A 15,841-nucleotide genomic window follows, 5' to 3' on the forward strand; every position below is an offset into this window, starting at 1 on the left:
TGTATCGCATATAATACAAATGTTCGCAATACGAACTTCCAGGCGGACTTTGGCCAACCGGGACGAAACGCGATGACCAAATTTCTCCCCCTGTCGCAGGCGGTCGCCGAAAATCTCAACAACGGCGACACCGTGGCCTTCGAGGGGTTCACGCACCTCATTCCAACCGCCGCCGCGCATGAGGCGATCCGACAGGGCTTCAAGGACCTGACGCTGGTCCGCATGACGCCCGACCTGGTCTACGACCAGATGATCGGCATGGGCATGGCCAGGAAGGCGATCTTCTCCTACGCCGGCAATCCGGGCGTCGGCCTGCTGCGCCGCCTGCGCGACGCGGTCGAGAACGGTTTCCCGCATACGCTGGAGATCGAGGAACACAGCCACGCCGCCATGGCCAACGCTTATGAGGCGGGTGCCGCCGGGCTACCTTGCGCTGTCTTCCGCGGCTATCGTGGCGCCGAGCTCGCCAGGGTCAATCCGAATATCAAGTCGGTAACCTGCCCGTTCACTGGCGAGGTGCTGGCCGCTGTTCCATCGGTTCGTCCCGATGTCACCTTCATTCACGCCCAGAAGGCCAACAGGCGCGGCGACGTGCTTGTAGAAGGCATCATCGGCATCCAGAAGGAAGCAGCCCTTGCCGCCAAGCGTGCCGTCGTCACGGTCGAGGAGGTGGTTGACAATTTCGACGACCTGCACCCCAACCTGACCGTGCTGCCGAACTGGTCGGTGACGGCGATTTCAGTCGTTCCCGGCGGGGCGCACCCATCCTACGCCCATGGCTACTATGTCAGAGACAACGCGGCCTATCTCGAGTGGGATGAGATCGCCGCCGACCGCGACCGCTTCCGCGAGTGGATGCAGAAGAACGTGCTTGAGAAGACCGCTGACGATTTCGCGTCCCGCGTCGAACACCTGAGGAACGTGGCATGAGCGAACTCGGCTTTACCCCCAACGAAATGATGACGATCGCCGCCTCGCGCGCCCTCAAGGGCGACGACGTCTGCTTCGTCGGCATCGGCGCGCCGTCGGCTGCCTGCAACGTGGCGCGGCTGACCCATGCGCCCGACATCACGCTGATCTACGAATCCGGCACCATCGGCACCGCACCCGACGTGCTGCCGCTGTCGATCGGCGACGGCGAACTGTGCGACACTGCCGTCACCACCGTCTCTGTGCCGGAGATGTTCCGCTACTGGCTGCAGGGCGGCCGTATTTCCATCGGCTTCCTCGGCGCTGCCCAGCTCGACAAGTTCGGCAATATCAACACGACCGTCATCGGCGACTACGACCATCCCAAGACCCGCTTGCCCGGCGGCGGTGGCGCACCCGAGATCGCGACGTCGTCGAAGGAAATCTACATCACCATGGCGCAGACCAAGCGCGGCATGGTCGAAAAGATCGATTTCTACACTTCGTTCGGCCACGGCGAGGGCGGCGACCATCGCCAGCGCCTCGGCATCGACACCAAGGGGCCGACCCTTCTGATCACCGATCTGGCGATCTGGAAGCCGGATCCTGTCACCAAGGAATTCACGGTGGTTTCGCTGCACCCCGGCGTCACCCGCGACAAGGTCCAGGAGACCTGTGGCTGGGCGGTGAAATTCGCCGACATCTTGGACGAAACTCCTGCGCCAACCGAGTTGGAATTGCAGACGCTGCGTGATCTAAAGGCGCGCACCGACGCTGCCCACAAGGGCGAGGCGGTCTCCGCGAAAAGAGGATCGAAGGATGGCTGAGGCCTATATCTGCGACTACATCCGCACCCCCATTGGCCGATTTGGCGGTTCGCTGTCGTCGGTCAGGGCCGATGACCTCGGCGCAGTCCCGCTCAAGGCCTTGATGGAACGCAACGCTTCGCTCGACTGGGCCGCGGTCGACGACGTCATCTATGGCTGCGCCAACCAGGCCGGGGAAGACAACCGAAACGTCGCGCGCATGTCGCTGCTGCTGGCTGGCCTGCCGGAGCAGGTGTCCGGCACGACGATCAATCGTCTTTGCGGCTCCGGCATGGATGCCCTGATCGCCGCTGCCCGCGCTATCAAGGCCGGCGAAGCCGAACTGATGATCGCAGGCGGCGTCGAGAGCATGAGCCGTGCGCCCTTCGTCATGCCCAAGGCGGATGCGGCATTCTCGCGTCATGCCGAAATCCATGACACCACCATCGGCTGGCGCTTCGTCAATCCGCTGATGAAGAAACAGTACGGCATCGATTCGATGCCCGAGACCGGTGAGAACGTCGCCGAAGACTTCTCCGTCTCGCGCGCCGATCAGGACGCCTTTGCCGTGCGCAGCCAGAACAAGGCGGTCGCAGCGCAGGAAAATGGCCGTCTCGGCAAGGAGATCACGCCGGTGACGATCCCGCAGCGCAAGGGCGATCCGATCGTTGTTGCCAAGGACGAACATCCGCGTGCCGGCACGACCATCGAAACCCTGGCCAAGCTGCCGACGCCGTTCCGCCAGGGCGGCACGGTGACCGCCGGCAACGCCTCGGGCGTCAATGACGGGGCGGCTGCGCTGATCGTCGCCTCGGAATCTGCGGTGAAGAAATACGGCCTGACGCCGATCGCGCGTGTGGTCGGCGGCGCTGCCGCCGGTGTTGCGCCGCGCATCATGGGCATCGGTCCCGCGCCGGCGACCAGGAAGCTGTGCGCCCGTCTTGGCATTTCGCCTGCAGACTTCGACGTCATCGAACTGAATGAAGCCTTCGCCTCCCAAGGCATTGCCGTGCTCCGTGACCTTGGCATCGCCGAGGACGCGGAGCACGTGAACCCGAATGGCGGGGCCATTGCACTGGGCCATCCGCTTGGCATGTCGGGCGCCCGCATCGCCGGTACCGCGGCGCTGGAGCTCGGCCTGCGCGGTGGCAAGCTGGCGCTTGCCACCATGTGCATCGGCGTCGGGCAGGGCATCGCGGTCGCGCTCGGGCGCGCCTGATCCCTTCTCGACCTCGAAAATGAAACGCCCGGCACTGCCGGGCGTTTTGGTTTGATGCGTCAGGTTTGCTCAGTCGAACAGGCTGAACAGGAAGCGTACGCTGATCAAAAGCAGGAAGATGCCGAAGGCGATTTCCAGCTTCCGCTTGGACAGCGCGTGCGCGAGCCGCGCGCCCAGCGGTGCGGTCAGCACGCTCGTCGGCACGAACAGGATCAGGCCGACCAGCGAGACATAACCCAGCGACAGCGGAAACTGCAGCGCGGGTACGTCGGGATACTCGGCGGCGCGCGGCCAGCCGGCATAGATGTAGCCGAGCGCGCCGGGGATCGAGATCAACACGCCGAGACCTGACGAGGTTGCCACCGCCTGATGGATCGGGCGACCGTAGAATGTCATGAACAGGTTGGAGAGCTGGCCGCCGCCGATGCCCATCAGGCTGGAGAGCACACCGATGATCCAGCCGTAGATGTTCATGACCAGCTTGCCCGGCATATCGAGGCCGAGGCGCCATGAATCCCTGCCGAACAGGAGACGGATTGCCGAGACGCCGGCAACGACCACGAACACGGCCTTGAACAGGTCCGCCGGGGCATAGCGGGCAATGACACTGCCCATGACGACGCCTGCGACGACCGGTACGGCCCACTGCTTCAGGATCGCCATGTCTACCGCCCCTTTGGCGCGGTGGGCGTTGAACGAGCGTATCGAGGTCGGAATGATGATGGCGAGCGAGGTGCCGACGCATAGCGGCATGCGCACTTGCTCCGGAACGCCGACGGCTTGGAACAGCTCGTAGAGTACCGGCACGATGACGGCGCCGCCGCCGACGCCGAAGACGCCGGCCAGCAGGCCGGTAATCGCGCCAGCGCCCAAAAGGGCGATCGCGAGCCAGATGATTTCGTAGGTGGATATGCCGGACATCAGGAGAAACTCTTGCAGTGTGATGGCGAAGTTGGTCCGGGCAGGCACGCACAATGCTCTGACCATTCCCCAAAGGTTTACGGCGCGACATATGCCACGAAGCGACGGCACAGTCTCCCCCGGATTGCAGGGCCAGAAGTCCGTCCGATTTTCAATGATGGCGGGTTGAAAACCGCCTGGGAGGGAGTTGCCTGTGGATTGTTATATTCGTATGAATATAACGAATCGTGAGCCTGACGAGAGGCTCGCGCAGTGGTGGAGGAATTCGCAGATGTTCACGCGCAGGGGCTTTGGAGTGCGGCTTGCCGCAATGGCTTGTGGCGTCGCCGCCGTCATGGCGCTTGGCTTACCGTCGGCGCGCGCCGATGGTGAAGTTGTCGTATTTGCTGCCGCCAGCCTCAAGAACGCGCTCGATGCCGTCGATGCTGCCTGGCAGGCCGAAAGTGGCAAGCAGGTGAAAGCTTCCTATGCCGCCAGCTCGGCGCTCGCCAAGCAGATCGAGGAGGGCGCTCCGGCCGACGTCTTCATTTCCGCCGACCTCGACTGGATGAAGTACCTGTCCGACAAGAGGCTGACCAACGCCGACAGCGAGGTCAAGCTGCTTGGCAACCGCATCGTGCTCGTCGCGCCGGAGGACTCGGCTGCCACCGCCGACATCGCGCCGAACTTCGACCTCGCCAAGCTGCTCGGCGACGGACGTCTGGCCATGGGCGACGTCAAGGCCGTTCCGGCCGGCAAGTACGGCAAGGCAGCGCTCGAGAAGCTCGGCGTCTGGGCCTCGGTCGAAGGCAAGATCGCCCAGGCCGAGAACGTCCGCGCGGCGCTCAAGCTGGTTTCGACCGGCGAAGCGCCGCTCGGCATCGTCTATCAGACCGACGCCACGGCCGAGCCTGGCGTCAAGATCGTTGGAACCTTCCCGGAAGAGACGCATCCTCCCATCGTCTATCCGGTCGCCGTGACGGCGGGCTCGAAGAATGCGGACGCAGCCGCGTACGTCAAATATCTTCAGTCCGCCAAGGCGAAGGAGCTTTTCGAAGCGCAAGGTTTCACTATGCTTGCGCCGGCGGCATCGAACTGACGCAAGCAACATGAAGTGCTGGAGCGTCGTTCCTGTGCCTGAACAGATGAACGGCGCTCTGGCGGAAATGCGATTCGGAAATGAGCTGGCTGGACCTCAGTCCTGACGAATGGAATGCGGTCCACCTGTCCATAAAGGTCGGGCTGTGGGCGATGGCCGGCAGCCTGCCTTTCGGCATTCTTGTGGCGCTGCTTCTGGCGCGCACCGAGTTCTGGGGCAAGTCGCTGGTCAACGGCGTTGTCCACCTGCCGTTGGTGCTGCCGCCGGTGGTCACCGGCTATCTCCTGTTGCTGAGTTTCGGCCGGCGCGGTCCGATCGGCTCCTTCCTCGACGAGTATTTCGGCATTGTCTTTTCCTTCCGTTGGACCGGTGCCGCGCTCGCCTGCGCTGTCATGGGCTTCCCGCTCCTGGTCCGTGCCATCAGGCTCTCCATCGAGGCGGTCGACCGCAGGCTTGAATCCGCCGCCGGCACGCTCGGCGCGAGCCCGCTGTGGGTCTTCTTCACCGTTACGCTGCCGCTGATCCTGCCCGGCATCGTCGCCGGCATGATCCTGTGCTTTGCCAAGGCAATGGGCGAGTTCGGCGCCACCATCACCTTCGTCTCCAATATTCCCGGCGAAACCCAGACGCTGCCGTCGGCAATCTACACCTTCACCCAGGTGCCCGGCGGCGATGCCGGTGCGATGCGGCTGACGCTGATTTCGATCGCCATATCGATGGCCGCGCTCGTTGTTTCCGAAGCATTTGCCCGCCGCATCGACCGGCGCATGGTTGTCGAATGACCCTGGAGATCGATATCCGTCACCGCCTTGGCGCGCTGCAACTCGAGGCCAGCTTCGCGAGCCGCGGGCGTCTCACGGCGCTGTTCGGACCATCGGGCTCAGGCAAGACCTCGGTCATCAACATCATCGCCGGGCTGATCCGTCCGGATGCCGGGCGCATCGTTGCCGGCGACCGTGTCCTGGTCGACATCGGCGCGGGAAAGTACCTGCCGGCCCACAAACGCCGGATCGGCTTTGTCTTTCAGGATGCGCGCCTGTTTCCGCATCTCAGCGTGCGCTCCAACCTGGTCTATGGCCGCTGGTTCACGCCGCGTGGGGAGCGTTACGCCAATTTCGATCGGGTCGTGGAGATGCTCGGCATCGGCCATCTGCTCGACCGCAGGCCGAACCTGTTGTCGGGTGGCGAAAGGCAACGCGTCGCCATCGGTCGGGCCTTGCTCGCCAGTCCCAGGCTTTTGCTGATGGACGAGCCTCTGGCGTCGCTCGACGACGCCCGCAAGTCGGAAATCATGCCTTATCTCGAGCGGTTGCGCGACGAAACGAAGATACCGATCGTCTATGTCAGCCACTCGATCGCCGAAGTCGCCCGCCTTGCCACTGACATCGTTGTCATGGCCAACGGCAAGATTACCGCCGCTGGTCCGACCACGGACATCATGCAGCGCCTGGAACTGCTGCCGCCGGAAGAGGTGGGCGAAGGCGGCGCCGTGCTCGACATGACGGTGACCGGCCACGATGCGGCATACGCGATGTCCGTGTTGGGTGCCGCCGCTGGCGAGATCCGCGTTCCCGACACTGCTCTTGCCATCGGCGCGAAGGTTCGCGTCCGTATCCGCGCCCGCGATGTCATGATCGCCACCGAAAGGCCAACGGGTTTGAGTGCGCTCAACATCCTGCCCGGGCGGATCGCCGAGATTGTCGAGGTCAATGCGGCGCAAGTGGATATTCGCCTGGACTGCCATGGCGACAAGCTGGTGTCGCGCATCACGCGCCAGTCGTTCGAGGCGCTGCACCTTGCCCTGGGGCGCGAAGTCTTTGCCGTCATCAAGACCGTTGCATTCGATCGCGCAAATCTTTCTCCGGGGGCTTCGCTTGTGCTAACCAGCTGATGACTGGAGTAGCCGATGCCATCCCTGACCTTGCGCTTGTATCTCGATCCGAAGGGTCGTCTTGGCCCGGGCAAGATCGAGCTGCTCGAACAGATCGCCGCCACCGGCTCGATTTCGGCTGCGGCGCGCGCGATGGAAATGTCCTACAAACGCGCCTGGGATCTGGTCGAAGAGCTCAAGGACATGTTCGGCAAGCCGCTTGTGGCTGCAAAAACCGGCGGCAAGCATGGCGGAGGTGCCGAGCTGACGACGGTCGGCGAAGAGGTCATCCGCCAGTTCCGCGACATGGAGCGCGCCGTCTACGAGGCGGCAGCGCCCCACATCAAGGCGCTGCAGGGCGAGGCCGATAGGCGCTAGTTACTTTCCGAGTTCGATTGAACGTACCCGTGCGGCTTCGACTGCTTCGGTGACAAGGGTCTGCAGCCGGTTCTCGCCCATCAGCACATTGAGGGCGGCGGCGGTCGTTCCGTTCGGGCTGGTCACCTGCTTGCGCAGCACGGCCGGGTCTTCGCGGCTTTCCGCAGCCAGGCTGGCGGCGCCGTAGACGGTCTGCATGGCAAGCAGCGATGCCGTCTTGGGCGGCAGGCCGGCATGTTCGGCAGCTGCTGTCAGGCATTCGATGAAATGGAAGATGTAGGCCGGTCCCGAGCCGGAAACGGCTGTCACCGCGTCCATCAGGCCCTCGTCGGCAATGGTTGCGACCTCGCCGCTGGCCGAGAGCAGGTCGCCGACCAGGTTGCGCGCCCTTTCGCTGACGTGCTCGTTGGCATAGACCACCATCATGCCCTTGCCGATGGCGGCGGGCGTGTTGGGCATGCAACGCATGATCGGCGTTTGCGATCCGAGGATTTCGGCGAATGTGCCGACCGCCGTGCCGGCGGCGACGCTGACGAAGGTCGTCCGGCCATTGCCGAAGCGACGATAGTCGGCGGTGACTTCGCGGATGACTTGTGGCTTGACCGCAATGACGACGATCTCGGGCGAGGCATCCGCCGGGATGCCGCCGCTTTCGGAGGCCACCCGGCTGCCCAGTTCAGCGGCGCGGGCGCGCAACTCGGCGTTCGGCTCGACCACGAAAGTCTCCGATGGAGCAAGCTTGCCCGAATTCAGCCAGCCCCTGAGCATTGCGTAGCCCATGTTGCCGCAACCGGCGAGGATAAGTCTGATCGTCATGAAATGCCTCCGAACCTGTCTGACATAGACCGTCTTGCGGTCGTACGGAAGTGGCCGAAAATCACCTTCTGGGTGTGCCGGCCAATCTTTTGGAAAAGGCCTTGGTGAAGGTGATTGCGCCCAGCCTATCGGTCTCGGCCAACACCACATCCATGAACTGGTCGGTGACGCGGACGATGGCGAAGCCGCCCTTGAACGCGGCCATCGGCTTGAAGAGGTCCAATCCGTTGCTGTTGTAGATCATCGGCGTATCGTGTTCATGGCCGTGGAAGACGCCGATCACGTTGTAGCCCGATATGGCCGCAAGCAGTGCGGCCCGCTCGTCGTCGCTCCACCAGTGGGCCTGGCCGATGCCGCGGTCGTCGAAATGGCGCACTGCCGGATCCCAGGTTTCGAGGGAAAACGGGTCCCAGCCGTAGTGCTGGAACAGGATCACCGGCCGTCCGTCGCTTGCGTAGGTTCTGAGATCGCGCTTCAGCCAGGCGAGACCGCTGATGGCGCCCTTGGCGGTGTCGCCGGCGAAGCGATGCGTCTGGATCAGGTGCAGGCCGCCCCAGTCCCATGAATAGCAATCCGACGCTTCGTCATAGCTGGTCGCCGGGACCGGCGGCTTGAAGAAAACGCTCGGCTTGTGGCTGATCTCGACATAGTCGCGCATCTCGCGTCGGTACCAGTCGACGTCGGGCGGGGCGCCGTCCTGGTCGAGGTCGTGATTGCCGAGGCCGACATAGACGGGCATGTGAACGCGGTCCGGACCGCTGCCTTGTTGGTAGCGCTGGCTGAACTGCAGCAGTTGCGTGCCTTCTTGCGGCTTCGTGACCTGCCCGCCGCCATCGTCGGTCATGTCGCCGCCAATGACCAGGCCGAGCAAGGCGCCGATCGGGCGTCCGGCGCCTGCCAGGCCGCTGGCCTGGCCGGAAACGGTGCCCGGCCAAATCTGCTGGTCGACAGTGTTCAGCGCCGTGATGTGCCGACGCAGGTTTTCGTCCGTCTTGCCCTGGGCTATGCATTGCGCGTTGAAACCGCTCGCCATGCGGCAGGCATGGATGTCGGCCGCGAACAGGAAGGTTGCGTCGACCGCTGGCCAGGAGGGGCCGGCGCGGGAGGTGTCGGTTCCCAGCAACGAGACGATGCCAAGTGCTGCCGTGTTGGCGATCAGCTGCCGCCGCGATGGTCGATACTCCATGACAGCAGAATGGAGCGCGCGTCAGCGACGATCAAGCCTTGCCCAGCGGGTGGCCCTTGGCGATGACCACGCGCGAGACGAGCCTCAAGCCGAGCACGCCGAAGACGAAGAACATCCACACCGGATCGGCGCGCCGGAAGAAGAAGCTTTCAAGGAAGGCGTTGAGCGTGGTGAAGAACAGGATCATCATGAAGAAATCGCCGAGGAATACGTTTTCCTTGAGCAGCGGTATCCTCATGTAGTCGCGCATCGGCGCAAGCAGAAACACGTAGAGCGCCACGACGAGCGCCGGCAGCCCCATGGTCACGGCGAGATCGATGTAGCCATTGTGGCCGTGCACGATGCCGGTGATGTCCCAGTCCTGGTCGAAGGCCTTGTCGGTATTCGTCACCACCGGCATGCCCCAGAAGCTTTCGTAGCCATAGCCGAGCCATGGCCGCCCTCCGATCATCTCCCCGGCAAAGGCCCAGATCGTGGTGCGGCCGGTGTAGGTGAGATCTGGGAAGAGCTGTGCCGCAAGTTGCTTCAGCGGGTCGATGAAGACGATGCCCAGCGTGGCGAGTCCGGTTCCGACGATGGCGATCGCAAACAACAGCGGGGTCAACAGCCGCATTCCGATCAATCCGGGCAGGACGACGAAGACGATCGACAACGGCACCAGTCCGGCGGTGGTCTTGGATCCGGTATGGGCGACGAAAACCATGGTGGCGAAAAACAGGATGACGCCCGAACGTCGCCAGCCGCGGCGGAACAGATAGATGCCGGCAAAGCTGAAGCAGGCCATGACAGGCCCGGCGATGTTCTTGTGGGTGAACGCGCCGCGCCAGAGCCCGGCGTGTTCGGGTTCGAAACCGCCGGCGTCATGGATCGCCACGCTGGGATAGAGCAGCACGCCGGCGTAGGACAGGCCGACGACAGCCAGGCCGGCGAATGCGAGCACCCGCGAAAAGCTCTCGCCGTCGCGCGGCAACGCCAGAACGCTGGCCATGGCGATCACGCCGATCAGGGTGAAGGAGGCGGCGCGGAACGCCGCGGCCGGGTCAGCTGCCGTTACCACCGACAGCATGAAAAAACCCATCAACAGCGCCCAGGCGGGGCTTGCCAGCGCCCTGATTTTCGCCGGCTCGGCAAGCGTCAGCAGCGCAAAGGCCGACAATCCCCCCAGCGTGCCGAAACCGAGCTGATTGACGATGTCGCCGCCGTTTGCGGCCGCGTTTTCAGCACCCGCCGGCTGGAACGGCCGGAACGAGACGATGACGACCGAAAGCAGCACCGTCGCAATCGCCATGGCGACACCCGCCGGCGTGAACGCCGACGAAAGCTGCGCCGCCGCGTCAGTTCTTCTCAGGCTGCCGGTATTGCTCATTGGCGTAACCGAATTCGGCGAGCACGCGGCCCAGCGCGACGTGAATGGGATAGACGGCGACCGATGGCGAGCCGGTGGCGATCAGCCGCTTCAGCGCCCGCAGCGGCGAGGCGCCAAGCAGCGCCAGGCTTTTCAGGAACACGCGTGTGTTGGCGAAGGGCGTGCCGGCGTATTTCTTCTTTGCGACGAGTGTCGAGATGACGCCGTTGCGCAGGCCGCGCGCGCGAACCCAGTCAGCTTCGGTGCGACGCGCGGGAACAGTCTCGTAGAGCTTGGCCTCGGCGCACCAGCCGAGCGTGAAGCCCTTTTGCCTGGAGCGGCTGAGAAAATCCGAATCGCCGCCACCCATGAAGTTGAAGCGCAGGTCGAGAAAGGGTGGCCCCATTTCCAGAAGGACGTTGCGGCCGAGCAGGAGATTACCAGATGAATAGAGTGCGGGCACAAGTCCCGAGACGGAGTAGGGCGGCGCGAAGACCGGGTGGGTGGCCCAGACCTGATGTGCCGGTTCGGCAAAGACCGGCACCTGCGGGCCGCCAACGATGTCGGCGCCAAGCGATTCGGCGGCGCGGCACATGGTCTCCAGCCACAATGGGTCGGCGATCTCGTCGTCGTCGATCACCAGCAGTCGCGAAAAGTTCGGGAACTCCAGCAAGGCCGTATGCCATCCGGCATTGTAGGCGCTGCAGTTGCCACGCTCATGCGCGACGATGACAAGGCCTGCCATCCTGCCGTTCTCAAACAGCGGTAGGGCCGCGCGAACGCCCTCGCCGCCCTCGGCGTCGTTTTCCATGACGATGACGGCGAATCGACGGGCGGTTTCTTGCCTGGCAAGTGATTCGAGCGTCGTCATCACCTGCTGCGGCCGCCTGAACGTCGGCAAGGTCACCACGACTTCCACGCTCTCGGCAACGAGCGCGGGCGAGCGGCCGGCGATGGTCACGGTTTGGGGAAGCGGGATCACATTCATCCAGGGAAAGCCGGTTTTTCGAACCTGTCCCCTATCAAAGCGGCGATAACGGGGGGTTAAGCCAGGCCCTTCATGGCGTAACCATGGTCCGCGTGACCCAACTGCGCTGCAAGTTGCTTAATGAAGACTTCACTCCACCCTGCTAGGCCATGGGCAGGATCTTTGTAATGCATCTGCTTTTCGCAACTTCCATCGTGCCGGACGGCGCTTTGTCATCAGGCTACGAGATCGCCAACCAGGCGATCATCGATGCGTTGCGCCGTAACGGCGTGCGAGTGACGGTGCTGGGCTTCGCTTGGCCCGGCAAGGCGCCATCGGATCCAGGCAACACCATCGTGCTTGGCTCCGTCGATGTGCGAACCGACACGGCGCCCCTTCCGCGCAAGCTCGCCTGGCTTGCAAGCGCCATGGCGTCCGGCATGACATTCGCCTCGGCAAAGTTGCGGGTCGTCTCCGACGGCGACGTCCGCAAGGCGATTTCCAGTGCCGGCCCGATCGACGGCTACATTCTCAATTCGGTGCAGATGGCGGCCGCTTTCGAGGGCGTGTTCAAGGACCAGCCTTCGATTTTTGTCGCGCACAATGTCGAGCACCGGTCGGCCGCGGAGAATGCCCACGCCGCCAATGGTGCGTTCCAGCGCGCGCTGTTCCGCCGCGAAGCGCGGCTCTTGGAGGGTGTCGAAAAACGGCTTTGCGGCAATGCGCGCTTTGTCTTCACGCTGGCCGAGGAAGACCGTGCCGAGTTGGGCGTCGCGTCGAATTCGCGTTCCGTCGCCCTGCCGCTGGTCACGCGTTCACAGCTTCCGCCGGCAGGTGGTGAACGCCGTGTCGGATGCGACGCGGCGTTGATCGGCACATGGACATGGGAGCCGAACCGCATCGGCCTTGACTGGTTCCTCAGCAGGGTCGTGCCGCACCTGCGCCAGGATTTCCGCATCGACATCGCCGGCAGTGTGCCTTCGGGCGTCGCTTCTGCCCATCCCGGCGTGCGTTTCCTCGGACGCGTGCCCGACGCGCAGGCCTTTGTGCGCGGCGGCGCAGTGGTTCCGCTGGTCAGCACATCGGGCAGTGGCGTGCAGCTGAAGACCATCGAGACATTCGAGCTCGGGTTGCCGTCCGTGGCGACGGCGCATTCCCTGCGCGGCATTGCCTACAAGCCGCCCAACTGCACAATGACAGACGACCCCGTCGAATTCGCGCGCGCACTTGAACGAACGGTCGACCAGAAGGTATCAGACGTCGACGGCAGCGATTTCCACCGCAGGCAGATTGCCGCGCTGGACAAGGCAGTGGCGGTCGGGCTTGGCAAGCTCACCGGGCCTGCGCGCGAGGTGGCGGCGTGAACATGGTCAAGGCCGTCGGGCCGTTTCGGAAAATCAGCTTTCGCCGTATTCTCGGCATCGACGTTGCGAGCGCATCCCGCCAGCAGGCGCTGGCCCTGCTCTCCGGGCTGATTGCCAGCAAGACCTTCGCCAAGGTCAGCTTTCTCAATGCCCACAACGCCAACATCGCATGTTCCGACAGCGAGTTTGCCGCCGCGCTATCGCACTTTCTCGTGCTGGCCGATGGCATCGGCGTCGATATCGCATCGCGCCTCCTGTATGGCGCGCCGTTCCCCGACAATCTCAATGGCACGGATTTCGTGCCGGCCTTGCTGCGCAGCTCCGACCAGCCGCTGACCGTAGCGTTGCTGGGCGCCAAGCAGGCTCACGCCGATCACGCCGCCGACCGCTTGGCCGAACTTGCGCCGCAGCATCGTTACATTGTCGTTCATGACGGCTATTTCACCGCCGAGGAAGAGCCTGCGATCGTCGCCGAGATCGGGTCGCTCAGGCCAGACATTTTGCTCGTCGCGATGGGCGTGCCGCGCCAGGAACTGTGGATCGAGCGCAACATCCGCGCCGAACATTGCACGTTGCCGATCGCGGTTGGCGCACTTCTCGATTTCCTCAGCGGGTCGGTGCCGCGCGCGCCGCTTTGGATGCGCCGCCTGCGTCTCGAATGGCTGTTCCGGCTGATGTTGGAGCCCGGTCGTTTGTGGCGACGTTACGTTGTCGGCAATCCGCTGTTTCTCTTGCGCGTGCTACGCCAGAAATTTGCGGCGCGTAGCGGGGAGGGGCGGCCTTGAACGCCAGCAACGCAGGGGGCGTACCCGACGCAGCCCTTCTGACGGCAAGCTACGCCGCCGACTTCGAGCGTTGCCGGCTGCTGTGCGAGACGGTCGATCGCCATGTCAGCGGCGCTTCGCATCACTATTTGCTCGTCGAGCATCGCGATGTAGCGATGTTTCGCGAACTCGAGGGTCCGGGCCGGACAGTCGTCGACGAACGCGACATCCTGCCGTCCTGGCTGCGCGACATTCCGGACCCGGCGAGCCTGTTTCGACGCCGCATCTGGCTGAGTCTGAAGGCGCCGCCCCTGCGCGGTTGGCACGTGCAGCAATTGCGGCGCATGGCGATAGCTCGACACATCCATCAGGAGACGCTCGTCTACGTCGATTCCGACGTCGCCTTCCTCAAGCACTTCGATTGTGCGCGGTTCTGGCGTGGCGGCAAGCTCCGGCTTTTCCGTCGCGATGACGTGCTGCTCTCCCCCGGCCATGACGAACATCTGGTTTGGTCGCAGAACGCGGCCAAGGTGCTTGGCATCAAGTCTCCCGGGGTGGCGTCACACGACTACATCTCGACGCTGATCGCATGGCGCCGCTCAAGCGTGCTCGAAATGCTCGAGCGCATCGAGGAGGCAAGCGGACGCTATTGGGCCGAGGCCGTGTGCGCGCGACGCAAGTTTTCCGAGTGCATGATCTACGGCCGCTACGTTGACGAGGTCGTTGGCGGTGCAGGTCACTACCACGGCTCGGAGGAGTTCTGCCGGGTGCATTGGACCGGCACGCCGATGTCTGATGCCCAGTTCGAGGCGTTCGTGGCCACGATGGCGAAAGATCAGGTCGCCATAGGCATGCAGTCGTTCATCGGCACCGATCTCGGTCGCATCCGCAGGCTTGTCGCCGCCTAGATCGCTTTCGCTGGTCGCCGCAACGACGCGTACGTGACCGCCGCCGAAGCCAGGTAGATCAGCGCGAACATGCCGTTCAGCGACCAGATCAGCATTGCGGTGTCATGGGCCGCGATCAGCAGCAGCGACAGGAGTCCCGCCTTGATGCCGGCCAGCAACGCCAGGTTGGCGGCGCGGATCAGCGTCTGGCCACGCGCGAACAGCAACTCGGCGTGATACTCGACAAGATTGCGCAAGGCCGGGACCAGCAGTGCGAGCCCTACCAGGGGCGCTGCCTCGGCGACATTCCGGCCCAGTATGTTCGGGAAGAAGTGCAGCACCACCGCCAGGAACAGCAAGGCGCTGGTCGAGACGATGAAGATGCCGGCTTCGATACCGACCTTGATCTTCAGGCGCGACAGCATCTGCGGCGCCCGCATCATTTTCTGCACGAGCATCATCGAGAAAGTACGGATCGGGATGGCGGTGAGATCCACCAGTCGCATGACGATGGCGTAAATGCCGGCAAGGTGCGGTCCTCCCATGGCCAGCACCAGCAGCTTGTCGAACTCCATCTGCAGATAAAACAGCACTTCGGCGCCGGCGACGTAGATCGAATCGGACAATCGCCGCCAGTACAGATCTGGCGTCAGCCGCAATCGCTGGCGCGGATAGAACAGCCCGAAAGCGACAGCGAGCGAGACGAGGTTGCACCCGACGTAGAAGGCGGCCCATGCCTCGATCGTCGAGTTTGGCCACAGCACGAACAGCGCGGCGGCGGCCGCCTTGATCGCCGAGGTCAGGATGGCCAGCATGGCCGCGCGTCCAAAGCGCCCGAGGCCGTTATTGACGATCATCGCCACTTCCACCGGCCGCCACAGCAGCGCTTCGGCGAAGATCACCGTGGCGAAGATCGCCGGCGACAGCGTGCCGGAGAAGAACAGGAACCATGTCAGCGCCGATGCGGCTGCCAGGAGGGGCAGCGACAACAGCCCCAGCATCAGGAACCCGGCGGTATAGCTGCCGATCAGTCGCGGACGGATCGTCGCCGTGCGGTAAAGCGCCGAGATGAAACCGAAGGCGAGCGTTCGCGACAGCATGACGCCTGCCGCCGATGCTGTGGCGAACAGGCCGAAATCGGCGATCGACAAGGTGTTCGCCAGCGCGACGAAATAGACCAGCGAAAAGACCAGTCGGCCGGCCGAACCGCTGACCGCCGAAAAATAGGCGCGCAGAAGCACGCGCTGTTCAGACAGGAAACTGCCGATCCTGCCGCGCAGCGATATGCGCGGTATGTCGTTGGCCTGGGTCATGATCCAGGTGAAGGATAG

The 15,841-nt window shown here is 63.8% G+C and carries 16 protein-coding genes; 10 read left to right on the forward strand and 6 right to left on the reverse strand.

From position 1 onward, the window contains the following. Positions 1-72: 72 nt before the first annotated feature. Genes PCJ21_RS20675 through pcaF form a run of 3 tightly spaced genes read left to right on the forward strand, consistent with a single transcriptional unit; the run spans position 73 to position 2,934 of the window. A complete protein-coding gene (locus tag PCJ21_RS20675) occupies positions 73-930 on the forward strand; it encodes a CoA transferase subunit A (RefSeq protein ID WP_269933328.1) in 858 nt (285 codons plus the stop codon). Continuing rightward, positions 927-1,736, forward strand: coding sequence for a CoA-transferase subunit beta (locus PCJ21_RS20680; RefSeq protein WP_269933329.1), 810 nt, complete (start codon positions 927-929; stop codon positions 1,734-1,736). The genes PCJ21_RS20675 and PCJ21_RS20680 overlap by 4 nt, the downstream gene beginning before the upstream one ends. Continuing rightward, a complete protein-coding gene (gene pcaF / locus PCJ21_RS20685) occupies positions 1,729-2,934 on the forward strand; it encodes a 3-oxoadipyl-CoA thiolase (protein ID WP_269933330.1) in 1,206 nt (401 codons plus the stop codon). Before PCJ21_RS20680 ends, pcaF begins: the two co-directional genes overlap by 8 nt. A 69-nt stretch (positions 2,935-3,003) precedes the next feature. On the opposite strand, the gene PCJ21_RS20690 is transcribed toward pcaF, so the two are convergent. Next, a complete protein-coding gene (locus tag PCJ21_RS20690) occupies positions 3,004-3,858 on the reverse strand; it encodes a sulfite exporter TauE/SafE family protein (RefSeq protein WP_269933378.1) in 855 nt (284 codons plus the stop codon). Positions 3,859-4,126: 268 nt separating this feature from the next. Between PCJ21_RS20690 and modA the strand changes: the two genes are divergently transcribed. The 4 genes from modA to PCJ21_RS20710 all read left to right on the forward strand — a co-directional run bounded on the left by modA (position 4,127) and on the right by PCJ21_RS20710 (position 7,181). After that, complete coding sequence (gene modA / locus PCJ21_RS20695) at positions 4,127-4,933, forward strand: molybdate ABC transporter substrate-binding protein (RefSeq protein WP_269933331.1); 807 nt, start codon at positions 4,127-4,129, stop codon at positions 4,931-4,933. Between the two features lie 80 nt (positions 4,934-5,013). Next, positions 5,014-5,715 (forward strand): molybdate ABC transporter permease subunit, encoded by a 702-nt coding sequence (modB, locus tag PCJ21_RS20700; RefSeq protein ID WP_269933332.1) that lies wholly within the window; start codon positions 5,014-5,016, stop codon positions 5,713-5,715. Continuing rightward, the gene (gene modC, locus PCJ21_RS20705) at positions 5,712-6,824 is read left to right on the forward strand and encodes a molybdenum ABC transporter ATP-binding protein (RefSeq protein WP_269933333.1); all 1,113 of its coding nucleotides are present in this window, start codon (positions 5,712-5,714) and stop codon (positions 6,822-6,824) included. Before modB ends, modC begins: the two co-directional genes overlap by 4 nt. A 15-nt stretch (positions 6,825-6,839) precedes the next feature. Next, entirely contained in the window at positions 6,840-7,181 is a 342-nt protein-coding gene (locus PCJ21_RS20710) for a winged helix-turn-helix domain-containing protein (RefSeq protein ID WP_269933334.1), read from the forward strand. Here the strand turns inward: PCJ21_RS20710 and proC are convergent, their stop codons facing one another. The 4 genes from proC to PCJ21_RS20730 all read right to left on the reverse strand — a co-directional run bounded on the left by proC (position 7,182) and on the right by PCJ21_RS20730 (position 11,510). Further along, the gene (gene proC, locus PCJ21_RS20715) at positions 7,182-7,997 is read right to left on the reverse strand and encodes a pyrroline-5-carboxylate reductase (protein ID WP_269933335.1); all 816 of its coding nucleotides are present in this window, start codon (positions 7,995-7,997) and stop codon (positions 7,182-7,184) included. A 61-nt stretch (positions 7,998-8,058) separates the two neighbouring features. Then, positions 8,059-9,183 (reverse strand): metallophosphoesterase, encoded by a 1,125-nt coding sequence (locus tag PCJ21_RS20720; protein WP_269933336.1) that lies wholly within the window; start codon positions 9,181-9,183, stop codon positions 8,059-8,061. 31 nt (positions 9,184-9,214) lie between these two features. Further along, positions 9,215-10,549 (reverse strand): O-antigen ligase family protein, encoded by a 1,335-nt coding sequence (locus tag PCJ21_RS20725; RefSeq protein ID WP_269933337.1) that lies wholly within the window; start codon positions 10,547-10,549, stop codon positions 9,215-9,217. Further along, entirely contained in the window at positions 10,518-11,510 is a 993-nt protein-coding gene (locus tag PCJ21_RS20730; RefSeq protein WP_269933379.1) for a glycosyltransferase family 2 protein, read from the reverse strand. Before PCJ21_RS20730 ends, PCJ21_RS20725 begins: the two co-directional genes overlap by 32 nt. Before the next feature lie 173 nt (positions 11,511-11,683). On the opposite strand from PCJ21_RS20730, the gene PCJ21_RS20735 reads away from it, so the two are divergent. The 3 genes from PCJ21_RS20735 to PCJ21_RS20745 are packed head-to-tail and all read left to right on the forward strand — an operon-like array spanning position 11,684 to position 14,531. After that, positions 11,684-12,859 carry a glycosyltransferase gene (locus tag PCJ21_RS20735; protein WP_269933338.1) on the forward strand — a complete coding sequence of 392 codons (1,176 nt, stop codon included), beginning with the start codon at positions 11,684-11,686 and terminating at the stop codon, positions 12,857-12,859. Between the two features lie 2 nt (positions 12,860-12,861). Next, complete coding sequence (locus PCJ21_RS20740) at positions 12,862-13,644, forward strand: WecB/TagA/CpsF family glycosyltransferase (protein ID WP_269933380.1); 783 nt, start codon at positions 12,862-12,864, stop codon at positions 13,642-13,644. After that, the gene (locus tag PCJ21_RS20745; protein WP_269933339.1) at positions 13,641-14,531 is read left to right on the forward strand and encodes a DUF6492 family protein; all 891 of its coding nucleotides are present in this window, start codon (positions 13,641-13,643) and stop codon (positions 14,529-14,531) included. Before PCJ21_RS20740 ends, PCJ21_RS20745 begins: the two co-directional genes overlap by 4 nt. On the opposite strand, the gene PCJ21_RS20750 is transcribed toward PCJ21_RS20745, so the two are convergent. Continuing rightward, positions 14,528-15,823: a lipopolysaccharide biosynthesis protein gene (locus PCJ21_RS20750; protein ID WP_269933340.1), complete on the reverse strand. Its 1,296-nt coding sequence runs from the start codon at positions 15,821-15,823 to the stop codon at positions 14,528-14,530. The genes PCJ21_RS20745 and PCJ21_RS20750 overlap by 4 nt on opposite strands. Positions 15,824-15,841: the final 18 nt, after the last annotated feature.

The sequence above is a fragment of the Aminobacter sp. HY435 genome, assembly GCF_027568395.1.
In the GTDB taxonomy this organism is placed as follows: Bacteria; Pseudomonadota; Alphaproteobacteria; order Rhizobiales; family Rhizobiaceae; genus Aminobacter.

Coding starts and splice junctions, on each gene's coding strand:
- PCJ21_RS20675 (WP_269933328.1), top strand. CDS start 73: ATGACCAAATTTCTCCCCCTGTCGCAGGCGGTCGCCGAAAATCTCAAC.
- PCJ21_RS20680 (WP_269933329.1), top strand. CDS start 927: ATGAGCGAACTCGGCTTTACCCCCAACGAAATGATGACGATCGCCGCC.
- pcaF (WP_269933330.1), top strand. CDS start 1,729: ATGGCTGAGGCCTATATCTGCGACTACATCCGCACCCCCATTGGCCGA.
- modA (WP_269933331.1), top strand. CDS start 4,127: ATGTTCACGCGCAGGGGCTTTGGAGTGCGGCTTGCCGCAATGGCTTGT.
- modB (WP_269933332.1), top strand. CDS start 5,014: ATGAGCTGGCTGGACCTCAGTCCTGACGAATGGAATGCGGTCCACCTG.
- modC (WP_269933333.1), top strand. CDS start 5,712: ATGACCCTGGAGATCGATATCCGTCACCGCCTTGGCGCGCTGCAACTC.
- PCJ21_RS20710 (WP_269933334.1), top strand. CDS start 6,840: ATGCCATCCCTGACCTTGCGCTTGTATCTCGATCCGAAGGGTCGTCTT.
- proC (WP_269933335.1), bottom strand. CDS start 7,997: ATGACGATCAGACTTATCCTCGCCGGTTGCGGCAACATGGGCTACGCA.
- PCJ21_RS20720 (WP_269933336.1), bottom strand. CDS start 9,183: ATGGAGTATCGACCATCGCGGCGGCAGCTGATCGCCAACACGGCAGCA.
- PCJ21_RS20725 (WP_269933337.1), bottom strand. CDS start 10,549: ATGAGCAATACCGGCAGCCTGAGAAGAACTGACGCGGCGGCGCAGCTT.
- PCJ21_RS20735 (WP_269933338.1), top strand. CDS start 11,684: ATGCATCTGCTTTTCGCAACTTCCATCGTGCCGGACGGCGCTTTGTCA.
- PCJ21_RS20740 (WP_269933380.1), top strand. CDS start 12,862: ATGGTCAAGGCCGTCGGGCCGTTTCGGAAAATCAGCTTTCGCCGTATT.
- PCJ21_RS20750 (WP_269933340.1), bottom strand. CDS start 15,823: ATGACCCAGGCCAACGACATACCGCGCATATCGCTGCGCGGCAGGATC.